The organism is Pseudomonas sp. 22526 (assembly GCF_052044735.1).
GTDB lineage: Bacteria > Pseudomonadota > Gammaproteobacteria > Pseudomonadales > Pseudomonadaceae > Aquipseudomonas > Aquipseudomonas piscium.
The window spans coordinates 170,360-190,030 of record NZ_JBQENK010000011.1 but is presented as its reverse complement, the minus strand read 5'-3'; the positions used below and the strand labels follow the sequence as shown (position 1 = coordinate 190,030).

Here is a 19,671-nt window from a genome sequence, read left to right as displayed (position 1 = left end):
CAACTCTCGTCCTCAATCATCCCGCGTTAACACTTCCAGCAGCTCAATCTCGAACACCAGGTTGGAATTCGGCGGGATCTTGCCCATCGACCGCTCGCCGTAACCCAGGTGCGCCGGCACCAGCAGCTTGCGCTTGCCGCCGACCTGCATGCCCATCAGGCCCTGGTCCCAGCCCTTGATTACCCGCCCGGTGCCGATCACGCACTGGAACGGCTTGCCGCGCTCCCAGGACGAATCGAAGGGCGTGCCATCTTCCAGGAAACCGCGGTACTGGGTGGTGATCAAGGCGCCCTTGACCGCCGCCTTGCCCTCGCCCACTTCGATATCGATCACCTGCAACTGGTCGCTCATCCACTCACTCTCTGCTTGGCGGCAGCCGACAGTGGCGGCCGAGGGTGCGAAAAATAGCAAATTTTCGGCCTCTCGACTTGTCAGGCATGCCCCTGGATGGGGCTGAGGCAGAGCACATTATCGATGCCTCCTGACCCAGCCACAGTTTTTCAGATTGTCCCTACAGACCCTCCATAGCCGAATCCAATAGCGTCCCCAAGCCAACTGTAAATGCTATTCGCCCCCTCTGACGGGGGCTTTCTTTATGGACAATGTGGACGCGAACAGGGATGAGTGGCTACGTATCAAATACCCCGAAGGGCTATCGCAATAGAGGCGTGGAGCCTGTCGATCTTGGCGCCCAACGCTGGGCGGAATACAAGGACCTGCCGCCAAAGGCAGAAGACAAACCCGCCACCATGGGTTGTGTATTTGCCAAAAGCTGCAACCTGCCTGACGGTGTGATCGATCACAAGAATCCGGCCGGATTTGTGCCTGTTGAGAAGCTGGCTGATTACGGGCTATGGGCTGTATTAGCTACCGGGGCCGCAATCACAGCGGAAGGCTCCTCTCTCCAATTGGTGGGCGGCTCTGCCACTGGCAGCGCCATTGCCAAACGTCTTGGCGGGTCATTGGCTCTCACATTGCTGAAAGGGTCAGGTGTTGTTGCTACTGGCGTTGTAGTGGGCACTGTTGCGTTGCTGATTCCAAACACCAACATTTCGCCTGACAGTGCCTTCTATAAGAATGAGCAGTACGCAATGCTTGAGACAGGCCGCACTCGCGTGCGTGTCAATGTGAAGACCTTGCCTGATGGCTCCATCAACGCCTACGGTTTCTACACAGGCGGTAAAACGGACTGGGAGAATGTCCCTGTCATTGAGGGCAAGAAGGACGGTGAGAAGTTTGTCGCTGACATCGGCAACGGGATTGGGCTCACTTGGACATCAGCGGCAAGCCCTGATGGTGTGTTGGGCATTCCTGCACTGGAAGGCGCCCCACAGTTGCCACCTATTTGGGTGTATCCGCCTACAGCACAATCTGACACGGTGTTGGCGAACCCTGCACATCCACCCGAATTCCAAGATGCAATTATCTGGTTCCCTGACTCGGGGATTGAGCCAATCTACATTGTGCTCAGTACACAGTTGGAGAAGAACAAGACGGCTGGCGCTGCTTTTGAAGATAAGGCTTACCCTCCATTTGCCGAAGAAATGGACGAATCAACTCAACAGGTAACGCTGAAAACAAAGAGCGGCACCAGAACTCGTCTCGATATGATTGGCAGAGACGCGAACGGAGACATTGCGTGCGTCGAATGCAAAGCCTCCGACACAGCACCACTTACACGCAATCAAAAGCTGGCGTTCCCAGAAATCGAAGAGAGCGGCGGAGTCATTGTTGGTAAAGGTAAACCTGGCTTCCCCGGAGGAACGGTTATACCGCCAACCCGAGTACAAATCTTGCGACCGAAAATAGACTAACGCAATCAAGGAACAGCTATGTCAGTTACAGACACCGAAGTCATCGACATGTGGGGAATCCCAAAATGGGATCACAACAAAATAATTCTCGGGATCACAGACCATCTTGGGTGGGCTGACAAAACCGAACAGGGCGAGCACCTTCTTGCGCTTCAAGAAAAGCTGAATGCGTACATCGCTTTCATCGAAAGCGGCGACATCTACACCGAGATTCCCGGCGCCCTTGGTAAGTCCCCCATCATCCGCATCATCGGGAAGTATGAGCTTTCAGAGCAAGGTGAACTCCTTGTTGATCGCGCTACCGAGGTGTTAAAGGAAGTAGGCATTGGCCTAGAGTTCGTGCTTAAACAAGACGATGTGACAGACAACGAGTGACCGGCGATGCGCTCCAGCTTAGGGGAGAGGGCAAGGCGCCAAAGCTCTGACTACAGGGATCAAGAACTGACAGAAAAAGAAAAGCCCACTCAATGTGGGCTCTTGGGCGTAGCCACTACAACCAATCAAGCGAATCTCATTTGAGCTGCACCACATCGAGCTGATCAAAGATGGTGGTGCGATGTACGATACGGACAATATCAACGTCGTCACGCCAAGATGCCATATCGACATACATAGGGGGAGTTGAGTAATGGAATTGAAGAGCCATTTGGCTGACTACACCGAACAGGAATTCAAGGCCCTGATCCAAGCGTTTGAAGATGCACGAACTGAGGAAGAGCGAGCCGAGCTTGTCGATCACTTCAACAAGATCGTTCCCCATCCAGCAGGGAGCGATTTACTGTTCTATCCAGAGGCTGGGGAAGACGATTCAGCCGATGGCGTAACGCGGACTGTCAGCAGCTATTGCCGTGACAAGGGCCTACCGGGTTTCAAGATCTGATCAAAGGTGCTGAACGCAAACACCAAGGAGGAACTCAGGCACATCTGGAATGTGCAGCACCGGACATGATCCCCACGCTCAACCTCCCCCCTCAAGACCGCCTGAACAAACTCCAGACAAACGCCAGCAACCCACCCACGGTCGCCACTCCCGCCAACCAGCCCACCACCGACAGCCCCTGCCAGGCTGGCCCGGCCGCGGCGATCTGTGGACCGAAGGCGATCAGCAGCGCGCTGATCAGCAGCGCCAGGGACACGCGGGTCGAGGCCAGGCGCAGGGATTTTTCCAGGCGCTCGACGCCCGGCATGTCGAGACGCAGGTCAAGCACGCCGTGTTTCAGGCGGTTGATCAGCAGGCGGGTCAGTTGCGGCAGTTCGACGGCGACGCCACGGCCCAGTTCCAGGCCGTCGAGGCCCAGGCGGCGGGCCAGTTTCCAGCTGAACTGTTCCTTGAGCATCTTGCTGATGGCCGGGCGCGCGGTGGCCACCAGGTCCAGTTGCGGATCGAGCCGGGTGAGCACACCATCGGCGGTGATCAGCGCCTTGAACAGCACCAGCAGGTCGGCCGGCAGCAACAGCTGGTATTCGCGCATCAGGCCGAGGAAGTCCTCGATCATCGCACTCATGTTCAGCGCCTTGCCGCCGTGCCGGCCCATGAACTCCCGCGCGGCCTGTTCGATGGCGGACAGGTCGCGCACCTGCTCGCCGCTCCAGTCGATCAGCACCGCCACCAGCGCTTCGGTACTGCCCTCGGTCATGGCCCGCATAAAACCCATGACCTCCAGGCGCCGGCGCTCGTCGAGGCGCCCGACCATGCCGAAGTCGATAAAGCCGACCCGGTTGTCGTCCATGGCCCGCAGGTTGCCGGGGTGCGGGTCGCCGTGGAACAGGCCGTCCTCCAGCAGCATCTTGATAAAGGCCTGGGCCCCGCGCTGCGCCAGCAGGCTCGGGTCCAGGCCTTGCTCGATCAGGGCATGACGCTCCAGCGGCGTATGGCTGGGGAGGAATTCCTGGACCAGCAGGCGCTCGCTGCTGTGCAACCAGTGGATACGCGGAATGGCGATCTGCGGATGCTCGGCGAAATTCGCCGCCACCCTGTCGCAGTGCTGGCCTTCCTGGGTGAAGTCCAGTTCTTCGAGCATGGCCCGGGCCAGTTGCCGGACCATCTGCCGCGGCTGGTAATGGGCCAGGGCGGCGTTCTCTTCCACCAGCATCGCCACGCCTTCCAGCAGTTGCAGGTCGGCGCTCATCTTGCGCCGCAGGCCGGGGCGCTGCACCTTGACCACCACCGCCTCGCCACTGAGCAGGCGCGCGCGATAAACCTGGGCGATGGAGGCCGCCGCCAGGGGCTCGGTGTCGAACTCGGCGAACACCTGGTCCAGCTCAAAGCCCAGGTCGTCGCGCACCTGGTCTTCCAGTTCGCTCCAGGGCAAGGTCGCGGCGCTGCTATGCAACGACTCCAGCTCGCTGATCCAGTGCGGCGGCAGGATATCGCTGCGGCTGGCGAGGATCTGCCCGAGCTTGATAAAGGTCGGCCCGAGTTTCTCCAGGGCCAGGCGGACCCGCTGCGGCGTCGAGTCTGAAGGCGGCACCTCACCACTGGCCTGCGACTCGCCCAGCAAGCGCCCCAGGCCCAGGCGCAGCAGCACATCCTGGGCACCGAAGGCCGCCAGCACGGCGACTATCTGATGCACCCGCTTATGGTGTTTGAGTGCCGTCCAGGTGGGTTCGAGCATGGTCGGGATGATCCTTCACAAGGTGACGCCCGCGGCGCGGCCGACGGGCTCAAGGTTGGGGGCGCGCCTGCCGGGGACTCCGGGATCGACGACGCACCCTGCAAGGTCCGACCACAACGAGCGGCAATCATTCCGAACGCGGCAGCGCCGATTGCACGCCCCACCTCGTTCGAGGTGCTGCCGAAGACCGCATGCCGGCGGTTGCCCATGGCGGCGCCCGCCATAAATTCGGTTACCATGGCGCCCCCCTGAAATCCGCACGCCGATAAGGACATCCGTATGGCTGTTTCAACTATTGTGGTTCTGCTCGTTCTGGCCCTGCTGGTGGTCTACGTCATCACCGTCTACAACGGCCTGGTGGCCCGCCGGAACCGCTTCAAGAACGCCTTCGCGCAGATCGAAGTCCAGCTCAAGCGCCGTTACGACCTGATCCCCAACCTGGTGGAAACCGCCAAGGCTTACCTCAAGCACGAGCGCGATACCCTCGAAGCCGTGACCGCGGCGCGCAACGCGGCGCTGGCGGGTCTCAAGGCTGTCGCGGCCGAGCCCGGCAACCCGCAGCACATGGCGCAGCTGGGCCAGGCCGAAGGCGCGCTGTCCAGCGCCATGGGCCGGCTGAATGTGAGCATGGAGGCCTACCCGGACCTCAAGGCGTCGCAGAACATGCAACAACTGAGCGAAGAGCTGACCAGCACCGAAAACAAAGTGTCCTTCGCCCGCCAGGCCTTCAACGACACGGTGATGGACTACAACAGCTACAAGCAGAGTTTCCCGCCGGTGATCCTGGCCGGTCTGTTCGGCCATGGCGCCGACGCCAGCCTGCTGCAATTCGCCGACAGCGCCCTGATCCAGGACGCCCCCAAGGTCGCGTTCTAACCCCCTGTCACCATGGATGGTCCGATGAATTTTTTTGAACACCAGGCCCGGGCCAAACGGCGTACCGGCACCCTGGTGCTGCTGATGATCCTGGCCGTGCTGTGCCTGGTGACGGTCACCAGCCTGGCGCTGAACCTGCTCTGGCTGCAATTTCTCAAGGAGATGAAGCAGTCGCCGAGCTTCGACTGGCAGCTGACCGCGATGATCGCCGCGGTGGTGTTCCTGGTGGTGATCGGCAGCAGCATGGGCAAGCACTCCGAACTGAAAGCCGGCGGCAAGGTGGTCGCCAAGCGCCTGGGTGGCCGGCTGATCAACCTGTACCCGGACGGCCTGGAAGAACAACGGCTGCTCAATGTGGTCGAGGAAATGGCCCTGGCCTCGGGCACGCCGGTACCGCAGGTGTACGTGCTGCCCGATGCCGGGATCAATGCATTCGCCGCCGGCTTTACCCCACAGGAAGCGGTGATCGGGGTCACCCGCGGCGCCATCATGGTGTTCAACCGTGAGGAACTGCAGGCGGTGATCGCCCATGAGTTCAGCCATATCTACAACGGCGACATGCGCCTCAACACCCGGCTGGTGGCGATTGTCCACGGCATCCTGGTTATCGGCTTGACCGGCGAGGCAATGGCCAACGGGGTCAACCAGGCCGGCCGGCTGGCACAGAACCGGGTCGGCGGGCTGGCGATGTGGAGTGGCCTGGCGCTGATCCTGCTGGGCTCGGTCGGGACCTTTTTCGGCAATATGATCAAGGGCGCCATCAGCCGCGAGCGCGAGTTCCTCGCCGATGCCTCGGCGGTGCAGTTCACCCGCAACCCGGCCGGCCTGGTCGGCGCGCTGAAAAAAATCGGCGGTTATGCCGCCAGCTCGAAACTCGACAGCGCTTTCAGCTCCGAATACAGCCACTTGTATTTCAGTGAAGGGGCCACCCTCTCCGTCTACGGCCAGTCCGCGACCCATCCGCCCCTCTCGGCGCGGATCCGCCGCCTGGAACCCGGCTGGGACGGCCGCTTGCCCACCGTCGAAGCCATCGAACTGCCGGCCGAGCCCGCCCGCACCGGCCTGGACAGTTCCGGGGAGTTCAGCCGCCAGTCGCAAGCGACCAGCGCCCTGGTCTTCGACCTGAATGCGATCAAGCAGTCGATTGCCAGCATCGGCAGCCCGAACGCGCAACATCTGCTGGCGGCACAAGCGGCGCTGGTCAGCCTCGACCCGGCGCTCCAGCGCAGCGCCCACAGCACCACCGGCGCCCAGGCGCTGGTCTATGGCCTGCTGCTGTCCGCCAACGATTCGATACGCCGCCGGCAACTCGCGCAGCTGGAGGCCAACAGTCCCACCGAGGTCTTCGGTTGCCTGCAAGCCCTGCAAAAACAGCTGGCGGCCCTCGACCCGAACCTGCGCCTGCCGCTGCTGGACCTGTCGATACCGGCCCTGCAGCAGTTGGACAAGAAAGCCTGCAAGTCATTCATGGACAACCTGCGACAACTGATCGACGCCGACGATCAGGTCGAGCTGCTGGAGTGGACGCTGCTGCGCATCGTGCAGCGCAATGTCGAAGGCCTGCCGGCGCCCGAATACAAATGGGGGCTGTTCCAGCGCAGCGAAGAACTGGCGGTCCTGCTCGGCGCCCTGGCCAGTGCCGGGCAAAAGACCGCGCAGCAGGCCCAGCTGGCATTGGCCCATGCCTGGACCGGCCTGCCCTTCGCCCAGCCGCAACCGGCGCAGGTCGACCTCGAACACCTGGATGCCGCCCTGGTGCGCCTGCGCCAGCTGATGCCCGAGGAACGGCCGACGCTGCTGCAGGCCATGGCCCGTTGCGTTTGCTACGACGGCCAGGTCACCGTGGCCGAAGCCGAGCTGATGCGCGCCGTGGCCGATGTGCTGGATTGCCCGATGCCACCGCTGCTGTCCTCGGCAGTCACCGAACCAGTGTCTTCCCCGGCATCTGCCAGCGCCTCCCAGACCACCACGCTCTGAGTACCGGTCAAGCATGCCTGCCCAGCGCCAGCCTGGGCAGGCACCACCATCCTTACCAGAGCGCGATCTCGTAGGTGAAATAGAGGCGGTTGCTGTCGCGTCCCCGGGCGAATTCGGAACGGTACACGTAGTTGCGCAGCTTCACCCCCAGCCCCTTGAAGCGGCCTTGCTGCACCACATAGGCCAGTTCGGCATCGCGCTCCCATTCCTTGATCGCCGTGTTCGAGCGGCCGTCGCTGCCGCTCAGGTAGCGGGTGGAAAACGCCAGCCCCGGCACCCCGAGCGCGGCGAAGTTGTAGCCGTAGCTGAGCATCCAGGTTTTCTCGTCTTCCTCGATGAACTTGCCAATGCCCACGTTGCTGAACGAGTACACCGTGGCGCCGCTGATGTAAGGCAACCCGGCATCCCCGTTGAGCACCTGGTAGCCGCCGCCCAGGGTATGGCCGGCAATGGCATAGGACAGCAGGCCGCTGAGCATATCGTTGTCGATGTTGCCGCCGTAGGCCGAACCGCTGTCGCTGCTGTGGAAGTAACGCAAGTCACTGGTCAGTACGCCGGCGCCCAGCTTCAGGTCGTGCTGGATACCGGCGAAGTGCTGCCGGTAGAAGTTCTCGAGCTCGCCGTAGAAGTAGCTCAAACGCAGGTTCTTGCCGAGCTTGTAGTCGCCCCCGGCATAGGTGAAGTCCCCGGACTTGTCGCCGGCATAACCGTCCGCAACGATCGGCACGCTGTCGCTGGAATCGCGCAGCTTGAAGCGATCCAGCCGGCCAGCGGTGAGCGTCAGGTTGTCGATGTCGCTGCTGGTGAGCTGCGTGCCCTGGTAGGTCTGCGGCAGCAGGCGCGCGTCGTTGTAGATCAGCACCGGGTTCCTGGGTAGCAAGGTGCCGTACTTGAGCGTGGTCCCGGCCAGCCTGGCCTTGGCCGTGACACCGGCACTGGCGAACTCGTCGGCGGCGCGACCGTCGTCATGCACCGGCAGCAAGCCGGTACCGCTGCGGCCCCGTCCCGAGTCGAGCTTGACCCCGACCAGGGCCAGCCCGTCGACGCCCAGGCCGAGGGTGCCGGGGGTGAAACCCGACTGGAAATCCAGCAGCAGGCCCTGGGCCCACTCCGTGCGCTCGCTCTTGGCCGTGCGTGCCGCCCGGGCACTCAGGCCATGCTCGTCACGGAAATTCTCATTGAAATAGACATTGCGCAGTTGCAGCTTGAGCGTGCTGTCGTCGCCGAAGCCGGCCGCGCCAACGGTCGTCAGCGGCAACAGCGCGGCCAGGGGCAGCAACGCCCCACGGGTGATCGAAAGGGTCATATCGGACTACTCATTGTTGTTATTCGAGGTGTTGCGCGCGCCACGCCCGTGGCGCGCCGGGGAACCCTTGGTGGTTCAGGGATGGCCCAGGAGAACGGGCTCAGGAAAACAGGGTCAGCGCGCCGGTCAGCAGGGCCAGGGCGGTAATCACCAGGGAGGTCAGCACCGCCCATTTGACGGTGGCTCTCTGGAAGTCGCCGATGTCGCGATCGACCATCCCCACCAGCAGCAGGGTCGAGGCCACCAGCGGGCTCATCAGGTGCACCGGCTGGCCGAGGATCGAGGCCCGGGCGATTTCCAGCGGATCGATGCCATAGGCCGCCGCGGCATTGGCGAGGATCGGCACCACGCCGAAGTAGTAGGCATCGTTGGACAGCACGAAGGTCAGCGGCATGCTGGTGATGGCCACCACCAGCGGGAACAGGTGCCCCCACGACGGCGGGATCCACTCCACCAGGGTCTGTGCCAGGGCATCGACCATCTTGGTTCCGGAGAAGATCCCGGCAAAGATGCCAGCGGCGAACACCAGCAGCACCACCGTCATGGCATTGCCCGAATGGGCGAGGATCCGCTCTTTCTGCAGCTCCAGCTGCGGGTAGTTGATCATCAGCGCCAGCACGAAGCCGATCAGGAACAGGATCGCCGAATGCATCAGCCCCATCACCAGCGCCACCATCACCGCCACCACCAGCATCAGGTTGACGTAGGCCAGCTTCGGTCGCTTGCAGGGTGTGTCCTCGACTATGGCCTTGATGTAGCAGTTGCCTCCACCGCTCTGCAGTTGAGTGTTGCCGATGCGCTTGCGCTCGGCGCGGCCCAGCAGAAAGGCGCTGAACACCACCCAGGCCGCACCGCCGATCATGGTCGGCAGCAACGGCACGAAGTACTCGCCGGCATCCAGCCCGAGGGCGGCAATGGCCCGGGTGGCCGGACCGCCCCAGGGGGTCATGCCGCTCATGATGCTCAGGGAGAGCATGGCGATGGTGGCAAGGATCATCGGGTTCATGCCGATGCGCTTGTACAGCGGCAGCATCGCCGCGCAGGTGATCATGTAGGTGGTGGTGCCGTCACCGTCCAGGGCCACCAGCAGCGACAGCAACGCGGTGCCGACGGCGATCTTCACCGGGTCGCCGTTGACCCGCTTGAGGATCTTGCGGATCAGCGGGTCGAACAGGCCCGCGTCGATCATCAGGCCGAAGAACAGAATCGCAAACAGCAGCAGCGCCGCGGAGGGGGCGACCATTTTCAGGCCGTCGAGCATCATTTTTCCGGTACTGCCGGCAAATCCGCCAATCACCGCGAAGACGATCGGCACCAGGGTCAGGGCAACGATCGGGGACAAGCGCTTGGTCATGATCAGGAACGTGAACACGACCACCATGGCCAGGCCGAGTAATGCAAGCATGTGGGATTCTCTTGTTGTTATGGACAAGCATGGCCGACGCCCAGGCGCACGGCCCCCTTACCCGCCAGGCGGAGCCTGGCGAGGGTTGCAACCGGGTCGAACGGTGTTGTGAGGGCGCCGCGAACGGCTAGAGGTGTTTGCCGGTCTGCACCGGCTCCCAGGCTTCGTCACTGGCCTGGGTATTATTCGCCGCCTGGCCATCCAGGGCCTGCAGCAGCACCTGGCGTTCGCAGGCGTTTTCCGACAGCGAGATCACGACCGTGGCCACGGCATTGCTGGCCAGGCTGGTGAGCGCCCGGGCCTCGGACATGAAGCGATCGATGCCGATCAACAGCGCCAGCCCCGCCAAGGGGATGTCGTGGATCACCGTCAGGGTCGAGGCCAGCGCGACGAAGCCGCTGCCGGTGACACCCGCCGCGCCCTTGGACGACAGCAGCATGATCGCCAGCATCGTCAGCACCTGCCCCAGGCTCAAGTCGATGTTGCAGGCCTGGGCAATGAAAATCGCCGCCAGCGACAGGTAGATGGCCGTGCCGTCGAGGTTGAACGAGTAGCCGGTGGGCAGTACCAGGCCTACCACGCCTTTCTTGCAACCCAGCGCCTGGAGCTTTTCCAGCATGCGTGGCATCACCGGCTCGGTGGACGAGGTACCCAGCACCACCAGGAATTCTTCACGCAGGTAGCGCAACAGCTTCCACAGGCTGAACCCGTGGGCGCGACAAAGGCCGCCCAGCACCACGAAGACGAAGAATCCACAGGCGATGTAGAGGGTCATGATCAGCTTGGCCAGGGCGCCCAGGGAGGTAATGCCGTACTGGCCGACCGTGAAGGCCAGCGCGCCGAACGCTCCGATCGGGGCAAAGCGCATCAGGTAGGAGAAGATCTTGAACACCATGTGCGAGGCGGCTTCCAGCACATCCAGCACCGGCTTGCCGCGCTCGCCCAGGGACGACAGGGCAAAGCCGCAGAGCACTGCGATGAACAAGACCGGCAGCACCTCACCCTTGTTGAAGGCGCCGATAAAGGTCTCGGGAATGATGTGCATGAAAAACTCCACCACACCCAGCTTGGCCGCCGACTCGGTGTACTGCGACAGGCCCTGGGTACTCAGCAGGGTGGGGTCGATGTTCATCCCCGCGCCGGGCTTGAACAGGTAGACCGCCACCAGGCCGATGATCAGGCTGATCACCGTCAACGCCAGGAACAGCAGCAAGGTCTTGCTCAGGAGGCGCCCCAGGGAGCGCTTGTCGTTCATCCCGGCGATCCCGGTGACGATGGTGCAGAACACCACCGGCGCGATCATCATCTTGACCAGCCTGATGAAGGCATCGCCCAGGGGCTTGAGGGCAATGGCCTGCTGGGCCCAGAAGTGCCCGACCACCACGCCCAGCAGCACGGCACAGATGATCTGGAAGTAGAGCGATTTAACGACTTTCATGGCATCACCCATTTTTAGAATTGTTCTGATGCGAACGACTGTCACTGCGGTGCAGGACTATCCGGCCAGGCGTTGTGACGCCGGGGCGTAGACGAAACCGGAGAACAGCCTTCGCGCGGTGCGAACCACCGAGGCGCGAATGGTCTCTCCCTGGTTGCCGGTGTAGGACAATACGACATCGATCCCGCCACTGGGGTGCTCCAGGCGCACTTGCTTCAGTTGCGTGGCTCCGCCCAGCAGTTCGGCGGCGACACTGCCCGCGCTGACACAGGCGGTGGCCAGGCCGATGGAGCCGGTGATAGCCAGCGCGCGATGGCAACTGTGGGGCATGAAATAGCGCACCTGCAAGGTTCCGCCCGCCTTGGCCGGGGAAACCAACACCGGTTTGGGAATCACCTTGTCACTGACGTCGCCCAGTCCCATGGCCAGGCCGGCCTGCAAGCGCAAGGACTCCAGCCGCTCCAGAAAGGCTTTGTCGGCGTCCAGCTCGGCGGGAGACTCATCGCCGCGCTTGCCCAATTGCCCTGCCTCGACGATCAGCATCGGCATGGCCATGTCGATGCAAGTCACCGGTACGCCATCGATCAGGTCCAGGGTGTTCCCGGTGGGAAAGAGTTTGCCGGTCTTGCTGCCCGCGGCGTCGAGGAACGTCAGTTGCACAGGAGCGGCGGTGCCGGGCACGCCATCGATGGCGGTATCGCCTTCGTAGCTGACCTTGCCCGCCGGCGTCTGCACCAGGGAGTGGACGAAGGTGCCGGTATTGAGATTGCGGATCCGCACCTGGGTCTGCTCGCCAGTGGCCTTGACCAGGCCTTGCTCGACGGCAAAGGGGCCGACCGCGCACAGCATGTTGCCGCAGTTGGGCGCCGTATCGACCCGGCGCTGGGACACCATCACCTGCACGAACAGGTAGTCGACATCGGCCTCGGGGTGCAGCGACGGACTGACGATCGCGACCTTGCTGGTCTGCGGACTGCCACCGCCAATGCCGTCGATTTCCAGCTCATGCCCCGAGCCCATCAGGTCGAGCAGCAGCTCATCGCGCTGCTCGATGGACACCGGCAGATCCCAGGCGAGAAACACCGGTCCCTTGGAGGTACCGCCGCGCATGAGCACACAAGGAATTCGTTGCATGGACATAGACTCTTGTTAATCAATCGGGTTAATTGATGTTCTGGGCACAAGAGTGTCAGGGAACGAACGATGTTTCCAATGCAAAGATCGTAGCGATTATTGCGTTTAACACATGAAAATTCTAAAGTGGCAGCGCCTGCCTTCCTGCCCTCGCCTGAGACGAAAAACATGGAATATGAGCTCCAGGACATAAGATCCTTCGTGAAAATCGCCGAACTCGGCAGTTTCCATGAAGCCGCCGATGCCCTGCACTTGTCCCAACCGGCCCTGAGCCGCCGGATCAAGAAGCTGGAGGAAGGCCTGGGCACCGCCCTGCTCGACCGAACCACGCGCAAGGTCAGCCTGACCAGCGTCGGCCGGGACTTCCTGCCCAAGGCCCGGCGCCTGCTGGATGACTTCGACGATTCGATCCTCAATATCCGCGAACTGGCGGAACGGCAGATTGGCCAGGTGACCCTGGCCTGCATTCCCACCGCGGCCTTCTACTTCCTGCCGTCGGTGATCCGCCTTTATAACGAGCGCTATCCGAAAATCCGCATCCGCCTGCTCGACCTCAGCGCCAACGAAGGGCTGGAAGCGGTGCTGCGCGGCGAGGCGGACTTCGGTATCAACATGATGAGCGGCCAGCACCCGGACATCGAGTTCGTGCCCCTGGTCAACGAACCTTTCGTACTGGCGTGCAGGCGTGACCATGAGCTGGCGAAAAAGACCTCGGTCACCTGGTCGGAACTCAGTGATTACCGGCTGATCGGCGTCGGCCGCCTGAGCGGCAACCGCATGCTGCTGGACCACGCCCTGTCCGGCCTGAGCTGGCGTCCCCAATGGTTCTACGAGGTGCAACACCTGTCCACCTCGCTGGGCATGGTCGAGGCCGGGCTCGGCGTGTCGGCCATGCCCAGCCTGGCCATGCCCGCGGCCGACCACCCGACCCTGGTGAGCATTCCGTTGAGCGAACCGGTGGTCAACCGCACCCTGGGCCTGGTCTACCGGCGCGGCGCCTCGCTGTCGCCCGCCGCGGAAAAGTTCGTGTCGATCCTGCTCGAACAGTGGCCGCATTGACGGTTCGTGGTGCAGGCAAGCTGGCGTGGAAGAGCACGAACACCTGAAACCTGCGCCTGACAACCTGCGGCGTATCGGCCATTAACGGCTGACTGCGCCGGGCCCAGACTTTATGCTGCACAGCCATCCCCCCATGGAACCTGCGGGCCAAACGGTTGCCTGAGGCGCAGCCGTTTTTTCCGTGCACCACCCAATACCCGTTTTCCCAGGAGTAAGCCCATGCCCCATGAAGGCAACCTGTTGCAAGCCGCTGTCGTGTTCCTGTTCGCGGCGGTGCTGACTGTCCCCCTGGCCAAGCGCCTGCAGCTGGGGGCCGTGCTCGGCTATCTGCTGGCCGGGGTGATTATCGGCCCGGCGGTGCTGGGGCTGGTGGGCAACCCGCAGAGCATCAGCCATGTGTCTGAACTGGGGGTGGTGTTGCTGCTGTTCATCATCGGCCTGGAGCTGTCGCCACGGCGCCTGTGGGTGATGCGCAAATCGGTGTTCGGCGTCGGCCTGGCCCAGGTGCTGCTGACCGGGGTGGTGATCGGCTGCGTGGCCCTGTTCCTGTTCGGCCAGCCGCTGAACAGCGCCATAGTGCTGGGCCTGGGCCTGGCGTTGTCGTCCACTGCCTTCGGCCTGCAAAGCCTGGCCGAACGCAAGGAGCTGACCAGCCCCCACGGGCGCTTGGCCTTCGCCATCCTGCTGTTCCAGGACATCGCGGCGATTCCGCTGATCGCCATGGTCCCGGTGCTGGCCGGGGTCGACCACAACACCAGCAGCGCCGAAGACCTGCGCCATGGCCTGCAAGTGCTGGGCAGCATCGCCGTGGTGGTGATCGGCGGCCGCTACCTGTTGCGCCCGGTGTTCCGCGTGGTAGCCCGCACCGGCCTGCCGGAAGTGTCCACCGCCACCGCGCTCTTGGTAGTGATTGGCACCGCCTGGCTGATGGATATGGTCGGCGTGTCCATGGCCCTCGGCGCCTTCCTCGCCGGCCTGCTGCTGGCGGACTCGGAATACCGCCATGAACTGGAAGCGCAGATCGAACCCTTCAAGGGCCTGCTGCTGGGGCTGTTTTTCATCAGCGTCGGCATGGGCGCCAATATCAGCCTGCTGTTCAGCGCGCCGATCGCGGTGCTGGGCCTGACCCTGCTGCTGATCGCCATCAAGCTGCCGCTGCTGTTCGTGGTCGGGCGCCTGGCCGGTGGCCTGGGGCGCTTGAGCGCGGTGCGCCTGGGCGTGGTACTGGCGGCCGGCGGTGAATTCGCCTTCGTGGTGTTCAAGATCGGCCGCGACCAAGGCCTGTTCGAGGCGCGCCTGTATGACCTGCTGGTGCTGACCATCACCCTGTCCATGGCCGTGACCCCGCTGCTGCTCCTGGCCTGCGCGCGCTTCTTGCAGCCCAAGGCCAAGCCCGTGGAGATGCCTGCCGAATACCGCGAGATCGAAACCGACGCACCGCGGGTGGTGATCGCCGGCATGGGCCGGATGGGCCAGATCGTCGCGCGGATCCTGCGGGCGCAGAAGATCCCTTTCGTCGCCCTCGACACCTCGGTCGACACCATCGAGCTGACCCGCAGCTTCGGCGGCATGCCGGTGTTCTACGGCGACCCGATGCGCGCGGAAATCCTCAAGGCGGCCAAGGTCGGCGAAGCGGAATATTTCGTGATCGCCACCGACGACCCGCAGACCAACATCAACACCGCGGCGGTGGTGCGCAAGCTCTACCCGCACATCAAGATCATCGCCCGCGCCCGTAACCGCCAGCACGTGCACAAGCTGGTGGACCTGGGTGCCGAGGCAGTGCGGGAAACCTACTACTCGAGCCTGGAAATGAGCCGCAAGGCACTGATCGGTCTGGGCCTGACCCACGCCCAGGCCGACTCGCGGATCAAGCGCTTCACCGACCACGACGAACAGGTACTCGAAGCCCAGCACGCGATCTACGACGACCACGCCAAGATCCTGCAATCGGCCCAGGAAGCCCGGGCCGAACTGGCGCGGCTGTTCGAGGCGGATGAGCAGGACGAGCAGTCCGACGGAGTGCTGCCGCCACCGCGTTGAATATCGAGCTATGCGGTGCGGCTGAGATCTTTCGCGAGCAAGCTCGCTCCTACAGAGAAGCACCACGATCCCTGTAGGAGCGAGGCTTGCCCGCGATGGCGTCGGGTCTGATTCCATCCCCTAGGCTCCTGACACAATCTGTCAGCCCACTGCGCTACAGTGCCTGGCGCCCCGTCCCGAATGGATACGCCGATGACCGCAGCCAGCCCCAGCGCCCCCGCCCTCAAGGAAATCTTCAACGCCGAACGCCTGGAACACATAGCCCGGGAAATGCTCGTGGTGTACCCGGCCTTCGATCACCGGGGCTTTCTCGCCCATGCGCAACAGGACCTCGCTGACCTCTCGGTGATGCAACGCCTGGCGCGGGTCAGCGAGAGCCTGCAGGCGGTACTGCCGGCGGATTACGACGCCAACCTCGCCCGGCTGTACGAGCTCGCCCCGCGCCTGAACAGCCGCTTCGTCTGCATGTTCCTGCCGCACTACGTGGCCAGCTATGGCAGCCATGCCTTCGAGCGTTCGATGCAGGCGCTCAAGTACTTCACCGCCTTCGGTTCCTCGGAGTTCGCCATCCGCCCGTTCCTCGCCAATGACCTGCCGCGCACCCTGGCGGTGATGCGGGACTGGGCCCGGGACGACAACGAGCATGTGCGCCGCCTGGCCAGCGAAGGCAGCCGCCCGCGCCTGCCCTGGTCGTTCCGCCTGGAGCGGATCCAGGCCGACCCGACCCTGGCGGCGCCTATCCTCGAACGCCTCAAGGCCGACCCCAGCCTGTACGTGCGCAAGTCGGTGGCCAATCACCTCAACGACATCACCAAGGACCATCCCGACTGGGTGCTGGCATTGCTCGAAGGCTGGTCACTGGACAACCCGCACACCGCCTGGATCGCCCGCCACGCCCTGCGCAGCCTGATCAAGCAGGGCAATCGCCGGGCGCTGGCGATCGTCGGCGCCGGGCATGCGCCGCAGGTGACATTGCATGGCCTGCGGGTCGAGCCGGCGGTGATTCGCCTGGGGGAACGGATCAACCTGTCCTTTGCCCTGGAATCCACCGCCGACACCAGCCAGCGCCTGGTGGTGGATTACGCGATCGACTACGTCAAGGCCTCGGGCGGCACCAGCGCCAAGGTGTTCAAGCTCAAGGCCTTCACCCTGCCCGCCAAGGCCCGGGAACATCTGGGCCGCGCCCAGCACATCCGCGAACTGACCACCCGCCGCCACTATCCCGGGCGCCATGTGCTGCATATCCTGGTCAACGGCGAGCGCCTGGGCAGCACGGCGTTCGATATCCACAACTGAAACCGCAAGGAGCGACCATGCCGGCCCACCCGCTGAAAACACTGATCGAAGCCGCCGACCGCGCCATCACCGCCGAAGACTTCGACAGCCTGATGGATTTCTACGCCGAGGACGCCACCCTGGTGGTCAAGCCAGGCCTGGAAGCCCGGGGCAAGGAACAGATCCGCCGGGCCTTCGTGGCCATCGCCGAGCACTTCAACCACAGCATCCTGGTCAGGCAGGGCGCGATGCAGGTCATCGAAGGCGCCGACACCGCGCTGGTGATCATGCACACCCTGCTCGACACCCTGGACCGCGACGGGGTCGCCAGCACCCTGGAACGGCGCGCCACCTATGTCTTTCGCCATGAGCCGTCGGGCGCCTGGCGTTGCGTGATCGACAATTCCTACGGCACCGACCTGCTCGACGGCTGAGCCAGCGGGCGCCGATCTTGTAACAAGTTGTTTCGTAAAATCAGCCAGGCAACTTCTTGCAAAAACAACGGAAGACCACCTGGAATCGTTCAGCTCGCAGATATGGCTTTGAGCCATATCTGCGGGGACGAAAAGCCTGTTTCGCGGAAGAATCCCAGCGCCGTGGACGCCCTCTCCAGCCGTCCAACAATCCCGACCGATTCAAAGAAACCGCTCTATCTCAAGCCTTTCAGCCAGCACGAATTGTCAGACAATGCTGTAAATCCGTATTGCGATAAATTATCATTTGGCGCCTCCCCCGCTAGCCACCCGCCTGTCACGTCTGATTTACCCTGTGCGAGGTGGCTGATTCCAATGATTCACCCGAGGCGCTCATGTACCGTTTTCCGCTTTACCGTCCCCTGATCTGCGCCGGTCTCGGACTGCTCTCCTGGCAAGCTCTGGCTGCCTATCAACCGCAATCGGAAGCCGCCCTGGCCGCCGACGCCGAGATGGAATGCCAGTTCAACGCCGACCACAGCAGCGACTGCACCACCACCCAGCACTACACCATCCTCACCCCGGCGGGTCGGGAAATGCTTTCGCGCATCGACTTCAGTTACGCCGAGACCGATGGCTTCGAACTGCGCAAGGCCGAATTCACCCAGCCGGGCGGCAAGCCCATCGCGCTGGCGCCGGCGCAGATCGATACCCGCACCGCGCCCAATCCGGAACAGGGTTTCCTGCGCGAGAAGCAGACCTCCCTGGCCTTCCCCAATCTGCGGGTCGGCACTCGGCTCAGCTACACCGTGCAGCAGCACTACGCGGCCAAACCGCTGCTGGGGCAGTTCCACTCGGTGCTGCAGTTCGGCCCCAAGCCGGTGCGCCAGGACAGCTTCAAGATCACCTACCGCGCCACGCGCCCGATCATCTGGCGCAGCGAGCAGATGGACGACTACCGCTTTACTGCTTCCAGCGACCGGAAAAAACTCACCATCGAGCAGAAGGCGCCGGTCTTCCTCAACTACATCAATGAACCCTCGATCGGCTTCATCCAGCGGGTACCGCGGGTCGAACTGGGCAGCAGCGCCGAGGTGCAGGACTATTTCGGCCCACTGGCCCAGCGTTACCAGCAGATCCTCGCCACGCCCCTGCCACCGGCCAGCGCCAAGGCCGTGGCCGGCCTGCGCGACCTGCCGCCCGCCGAGAAAGTCGCCGGGCTGATGCAGCACATCAACGACAACTACCGCTACCTGGGCGACTGGCGCGCCACCGAACGGGGTTACGTGCCCTTCGAGCTGGAGCAGATCGAACAGCGCGGCTACGGCGACTGCAAGGACCTGGCGGTGCTCCTGGCCGCCATGCTCAAGGCCAGCGGGATCAAGGCCGAGACGGCCTGGGTCAGTCGCGAGAACGTCGTCGCGCCGCTGTTGATCCCCGGCACCCACGCGCCGAACCACGCCATAGTGCGGGCCGAGGTCGACGGCAAGGTGTGGTGGCTGGACCCGACCAACCCGGTGTTCGACCCGGGTCGCAGCATGCCGGACATCCAGGAGCGCTGGGCCTTTGTCAGCGACGCCAACGGCCAGGTGCGCGAGGACTACATTCCCCTGGAAGCGCCGGACACCAGCCTCGTGCTGGACAAGCAGGAGCACTTCGACCGCGCCGGCCAGGCCCGGGTCAACGCCCGTATCGAATTCAGCCATATGGAGCTGATGCGGCTGATGGTGTCCGACAACCAGAGCGGCATCGCCAGCAACGACCAGAGCCTGTGCGAGCGTTTCACCCGGGAACTGCGCGACTGCCAGATCGACCGCGAGCCGACCGCCTTCGTCGCCCCCAGGACCTACCGGGTCAAGGCCTCCCTGACCGACCTCAAGCCACTGGAAAACATCTCCGGCAGCTACTTCTACAAGAGTCCGGCCCTGGAAGGCGACTGGGACTTCCTGGTCAACTACCGCCGCAACGGCCAGTTGGCGGACCTGTACATCGGCGACGCCAATACCCTGCGCTACACCATCACCCTCTCCGGCGCCCAGCTGGACAAGGACGTCAAGGCCTGCAACGTGCGCTCGCCCTGGTTCGACATGGACCTGCGCAGCGAACGGGTCAAGGGCGAGTACCGCTATCACTACCGCCTGAGCCAGAAAAAACGCTGGCTGAGCCATGAGGACATCATCAGCGCGCCGTTCGAGGCCATGGTCAGCCAGGCCAAGGACTGCTCCGAGCAAGCGCGGCAATTGGTCCAGCTCAAGGGCGCAGCGAAAAAGACCTGATCCGCGCCCCTGTAGGAGCGAGGCTTGCCCGCGATGGTGG

17 protein-coding genes are annotated in these 19,671 nt (G+C 63.3%); 11 read left to right on the top strand and 6 right to left on the bottom strand.

The window, feature by feature from the left end; translation table 11 throughout:
* Positions 1–12: 12 nt before the first annotated feature.
* A complete protein-coding gene (locus tag ACTJKT_RS18725) occupies positions 13–351 on the bottom strand; it encodes an FKBP-type peptidyl-prolyl cis-trans isomerase (protein WP_025809541.1) in 339 nt (112 codons plus the stop codon).
* Between the two features lie 269 nt (positions 352–620).
* Here ACTJKT_RS18725 and ACTJKT_RS18720 point away from each other — a divergent pair, with 269 nt between their 5' ends.
* The 4 genes from ACTJKT_RS18720 (at position 621) to ACTJKT_RS18705 (ending at position 2,694) form a co-directional block, all read left to right on the top strand.
* Complete coding sequence (locus ACTJKT_RS18720; protein ID WP_440788111.1) at positions 621–1,814, top strand: S-type pyocin domain-containing protein; 1,194 nt, start codon at positions 621–623, stop codon at positions 1,812–1,814.
* Between the two features lie 18 nt (positions 1,815–1,832).
* A complete protein-coding gene (locus ACTJKT_RS18715) occupies positions 1,833–2,189 on the top strand; it encodes a DUF6572 domain-containing protein (protein WP_440788110.1) in 357 nt (118 codons plus the stop codon).
* A 124-nt stretch (positions 2,190–2,313) separates the two neighbouring features.
* Positions 2,314–2,439, top strand: coding sequence for an HNH endonuclease signature motif containing protein (locus ACTJKT_RS18710; RefSeq protein ID WP_440788149.1), 126 nt, complete (start codon positions 2,314–2,316; stop codon positions 2,437–2,439).
* Positions 2,440–2,442: 3 nt separating this feature from the next.
* On the top strand, positions 2,443–2,694 hold the full coding sequence (locus ACTJKT_RS18705; RefSeq protein WP_440788109.1) for a bacteriocin immunity protein: 252 nt from the start codon (positions 2,443–2,445) through the stop codon (positions 2,692–2,694).
* 91 nt (positions 2,695–2,785) lie between these two features.
* Here the strand turns inward: ACTJKT_RS18705 and ACTJKT_RS18700 are convergent, their stop codons facing one another.
* A complete protein-coding gene (locus tag ACTJKT_RS18700; RefSeq protein WP_440788108.1) occupies positions 2,786–4,429 on the bottom strand; it encodes an ABC1 kinase family protein in 1,644 nt (547 codons plus the stop codon).
* Between the two features lie 279 nt (positions 4,430–4,708).
* On the opposite strand from ACTJKT_RS18700, the gene ACTJKT_RS18695 reads away from it, so the two are divergent.
* Positions 4,709–5,305, top strand: coding sequence for a LemA family protein (locus ACTJKT_RS18695; RefSeq protein WP_440788107.1), 597 nt, complete (start codon positions 4,709–4,711; stop codon positions 5,303–5,305).
* A gap of 24 nt (positions 5,306–5,329) precedes the next feature.
* Positions 5,330–7,282, top strand: coding sequence for a M48 family metallopeptidase (locus tag ACTJKT_RS18690; RefSeq protein ID WP_440788106.1), 1,953 nt, complete (start codon positions 5,330–5,332; stop codon positions 7,280–7,282).
* A gap of 52 nt (positions 7,283–7,334) precedes the next feature.
* On the opposite strand, the gene ACTJKT_RS18685 is transcribed toward ACTJKT_RS18690, so the two are convergent.
* From ACTJKT_RS18685 to ACTJKT_RS18670, 4 genes are all read right to left on the bottom strand, one after another.
* Positions 7,335–8,588 carry an OprD family porin gene (locus ACTJKT_RS18685; protein WP_041986781.1) on the bottom strand — a complete coding sequence of 418 codons (1,254 nt, stop codon included), beginning with the start codon at positions 8,586–8,588 and terminating at the stop codon, positions 7,335–7,337.
* Between the two features lie 100 nt (positions 8,589–8,688).
* A complete protein-coding gene (locus ACTJKT_RS18680) occupies positions 8,689–9,993 on the bottom strand; it encodes a CitMHS family transporter (protein ID WP_009048385.1) in 1,305 nt (434 codons plus the stop codon).
* Between the two features lie 127 nt (positions 9,994–10,120).
* Positions 10,121–11,443 (bottom strand): C4-dicarboxylate transporter DctA, encoded by a 1,323-nt coding sequence (gene dctA / locus ACTJKT_RS18675; protein ID WP_440788105.1) that lies wholly within the window; start codon positions 11,441–11,443, stop codon positions 10,121–10,123.
* A gap of 45 nt (positions 11,444–11,488) precedes the next feature.
* The gene (locus tag ACTJKT_RS18670; RefSeq protein WP_009048383.1) at positions 11,489–12,565 is read right to left on the bottom strand and encodes a 4-oxalomesaconate tautomerase; all 1,077 of its coding nucleotides are present in this window, start codon (positions 12,563–12,565) and stop codon (positions 11,489–11,491) included.
* Between the two features lie 168 nt (positions 12,566–12,733).
* On the opposite strand from ACTJKT_RS18670, the gene ACTJKT_RS18665 reads away from it, so the two are divergent.
* The 5 genes from ACTJKT_RS18665 to ACTJKT_RS18645 all read left to right on the top strand — a co-directional run bounded on the left by ACTJKT_RS18665 (position 12,734) and on the right by ACTJKT_RS18645 (position 19,631).
* Entirely contained in the window at positions 12,734–13,624 is an 891-nt protein-coding gene (locus ACTJKT_RS18665; RefSeq protein WP_009048382.1) for a LysR family transcriptional regulator, read from the top strand.
* Positions 13,625–13,843: 219 nt separating this feature from the next.
* Positions 13,844–15,667, top strand: a complete 1,824-nt coding sequence (locus ACTJKT_RS18660; protein ID WP_440788104.1) for a monovalent cation:proton antiporter-2 (CPA2) family protein — start codon at positions 13,844–13,846, stop codon at positions 15,665–15,667.
* A gap of 192 nt (positions 15,668–15,859) precedes the next feature.
* Positions 15,860–16,963 (top strand): DNA alkylation repair protein, encoded by a 1,104-nt coding sequence (locus ACTJKT_RS18655; RefSeq protein WP_440788103.1) that lies wholly within the window; start codon positions 15,860–15,862, stop codon positions 16,961–16,963.
* 17 nt (positions 16,964–16,980) lie between these two features.
* Positions 16,981–17,376: a YybH family protein gene (locus tag ACTJKT_RS18650; RefSeq protein ID WP_440788102.1), complete on the top strand. Its 396-nt coding sequence runs from the start codon at positions 16,981–16,983 to the stop codon at positions 17,374–17,376.
* 374 nt (positions 17,377–17,750) lie between these two features.
* On the top strand, positions 17,751–19,631 hold the full coding sequence (locus tag ACTJKT_RS18645; RefSeq protein ID WP_440788101.1) for a DUF3857 domain-containing transglutaminase family protein: 1,881 nt from the start codon (positions 17,751–17,753) through the stop codon (positions 19,629–19,631).
* Positions 19,632–19,671: the final 40 nt, after the last annotated feature.

What these genes read in the sequence shown, in the direction of transcription:
- ACTJKT_RS18720 (WP_440788111.1), top strand. Translation starts at nt 621, where the DNA reads ATGAGTGGCTACGTATCAAATACCCCGAAGGGCTATCGCAATAGAGGC.
- ACTJKT_RS18705 (WP_440788109.1), top strand. Translation starts at nt 2,443, where the DNA reads ATGGAATTGAAGAGCCATTTGGCTGACTACACCGAACAGGAATTCAAG.
- ACTJKT_RS18680 (WP_009048385.1), bottom strand. Translation starts at nt 9,993, where the DNA reads ATGCTTGCATTACTCGGCCTGGCCATGGTGGTCGTGTTCACGTTCCTG.
- ACTJKT_RS18660 (WP_440788104.1), top strand. Translation starts at nt 13,844, where the DNA reads ATGCCCCATGAAGGCAACCTGTTGCAAGCCGCTGTCGTGTTCCTGTTC.
- ACTJKT_RS18685 (WP_041986781.1), bottom strand. Translation starts at nt 8,588, where the DNA reads ATGACCCTTTCGATCACCCGTGGGGCGTTGCTGCCCCTGGCCGCGCTG.
- ACTJKT_RS18645 (WP_440788101.1), top strand. Translation starts at nt 17,751, where the DNA reads ATGTACCGTTTTCCGCTTTACCGTCCCCTGATCTGCGCCGGTCTCGGA.
- ACTJKT_RS18670 (WP_009048383.1), bottom strand. Translation starts at nt 12,565, where the DNA reads ATGCAACGAATTCCTTGTGTGCTCATGCGCGGCGGTACCTCCAAGGGA.
- ACTJKT_RS18650 (WP_440788102.1), top strand. Translation starts at nt 16,981, where the DNA reads ATGCCGGCCCACCCGCTGAAAACACTGATCGAAGCCGCCGACCGCGCC.
- ACTJKT_RS18655 (WP_440788103.1), top strand. Translation starts at nt 15,860, where the DNA reads ATGACCGCAGCCAGCCCCAGCGCCCCCGCCCTCAAGGAAATCTTCAAC.
- ACTJKT_RS18665 (WP_009048382.1), top strand. Translation starts at nt 12,734, where the DNA reads ATGGAATATGAGCTCCAGGACATAAGATCCTTCGTGAAAATCGCCGAA.
- ACTJKT_RS18690 (WP_440788106.1), top strand. Translation starts at nt 5,330, where the DNA reads ATGAATTTTTTTGAACACCAGGCCCGGGCCAAACGGCGTACCGGCACC.
- ACTJKT_RS18725 (WP_025809541.1), bottom strand. Translation starts at nt 351, where the DNA reads ATGAGCGACCAGTTGCAGGTGATCGATATCGAAGTGGGCGAGGGCAAG.
- ACTJKT_RS18715 (WP_440788110.1), top strand. Translation starts at nt 1,833, where the DNA reads ATGTCAGTTACAGACACCGAAGTCATCGACATGTGGGGAATCCCAAAA.
- dctA (WP_440788105.1), bottom strand. Translation starts at nt 11,443, where the DNA reads ATGGGTGATGCCATGAAAGTCGTTAAATCGCTCTACTTCCAGATCATC.
- ACTJKT_RS18700 (WP_440788108.1), bottom strand. Translation starts at nt 4,429, where the DNA reads ATGCTCGAACCCACCTGGACGGCACTCAAACACCATAAGCGGGTGCAT.
- ACTJKT_RS18695 (WP_440788107.1), top strand. Translation starts at nt 4,709, where the DNA reads ATGGCTGTTTCAACTATTGTGGTTCTGCTCGTTCTGGCCCTGCTGGTG.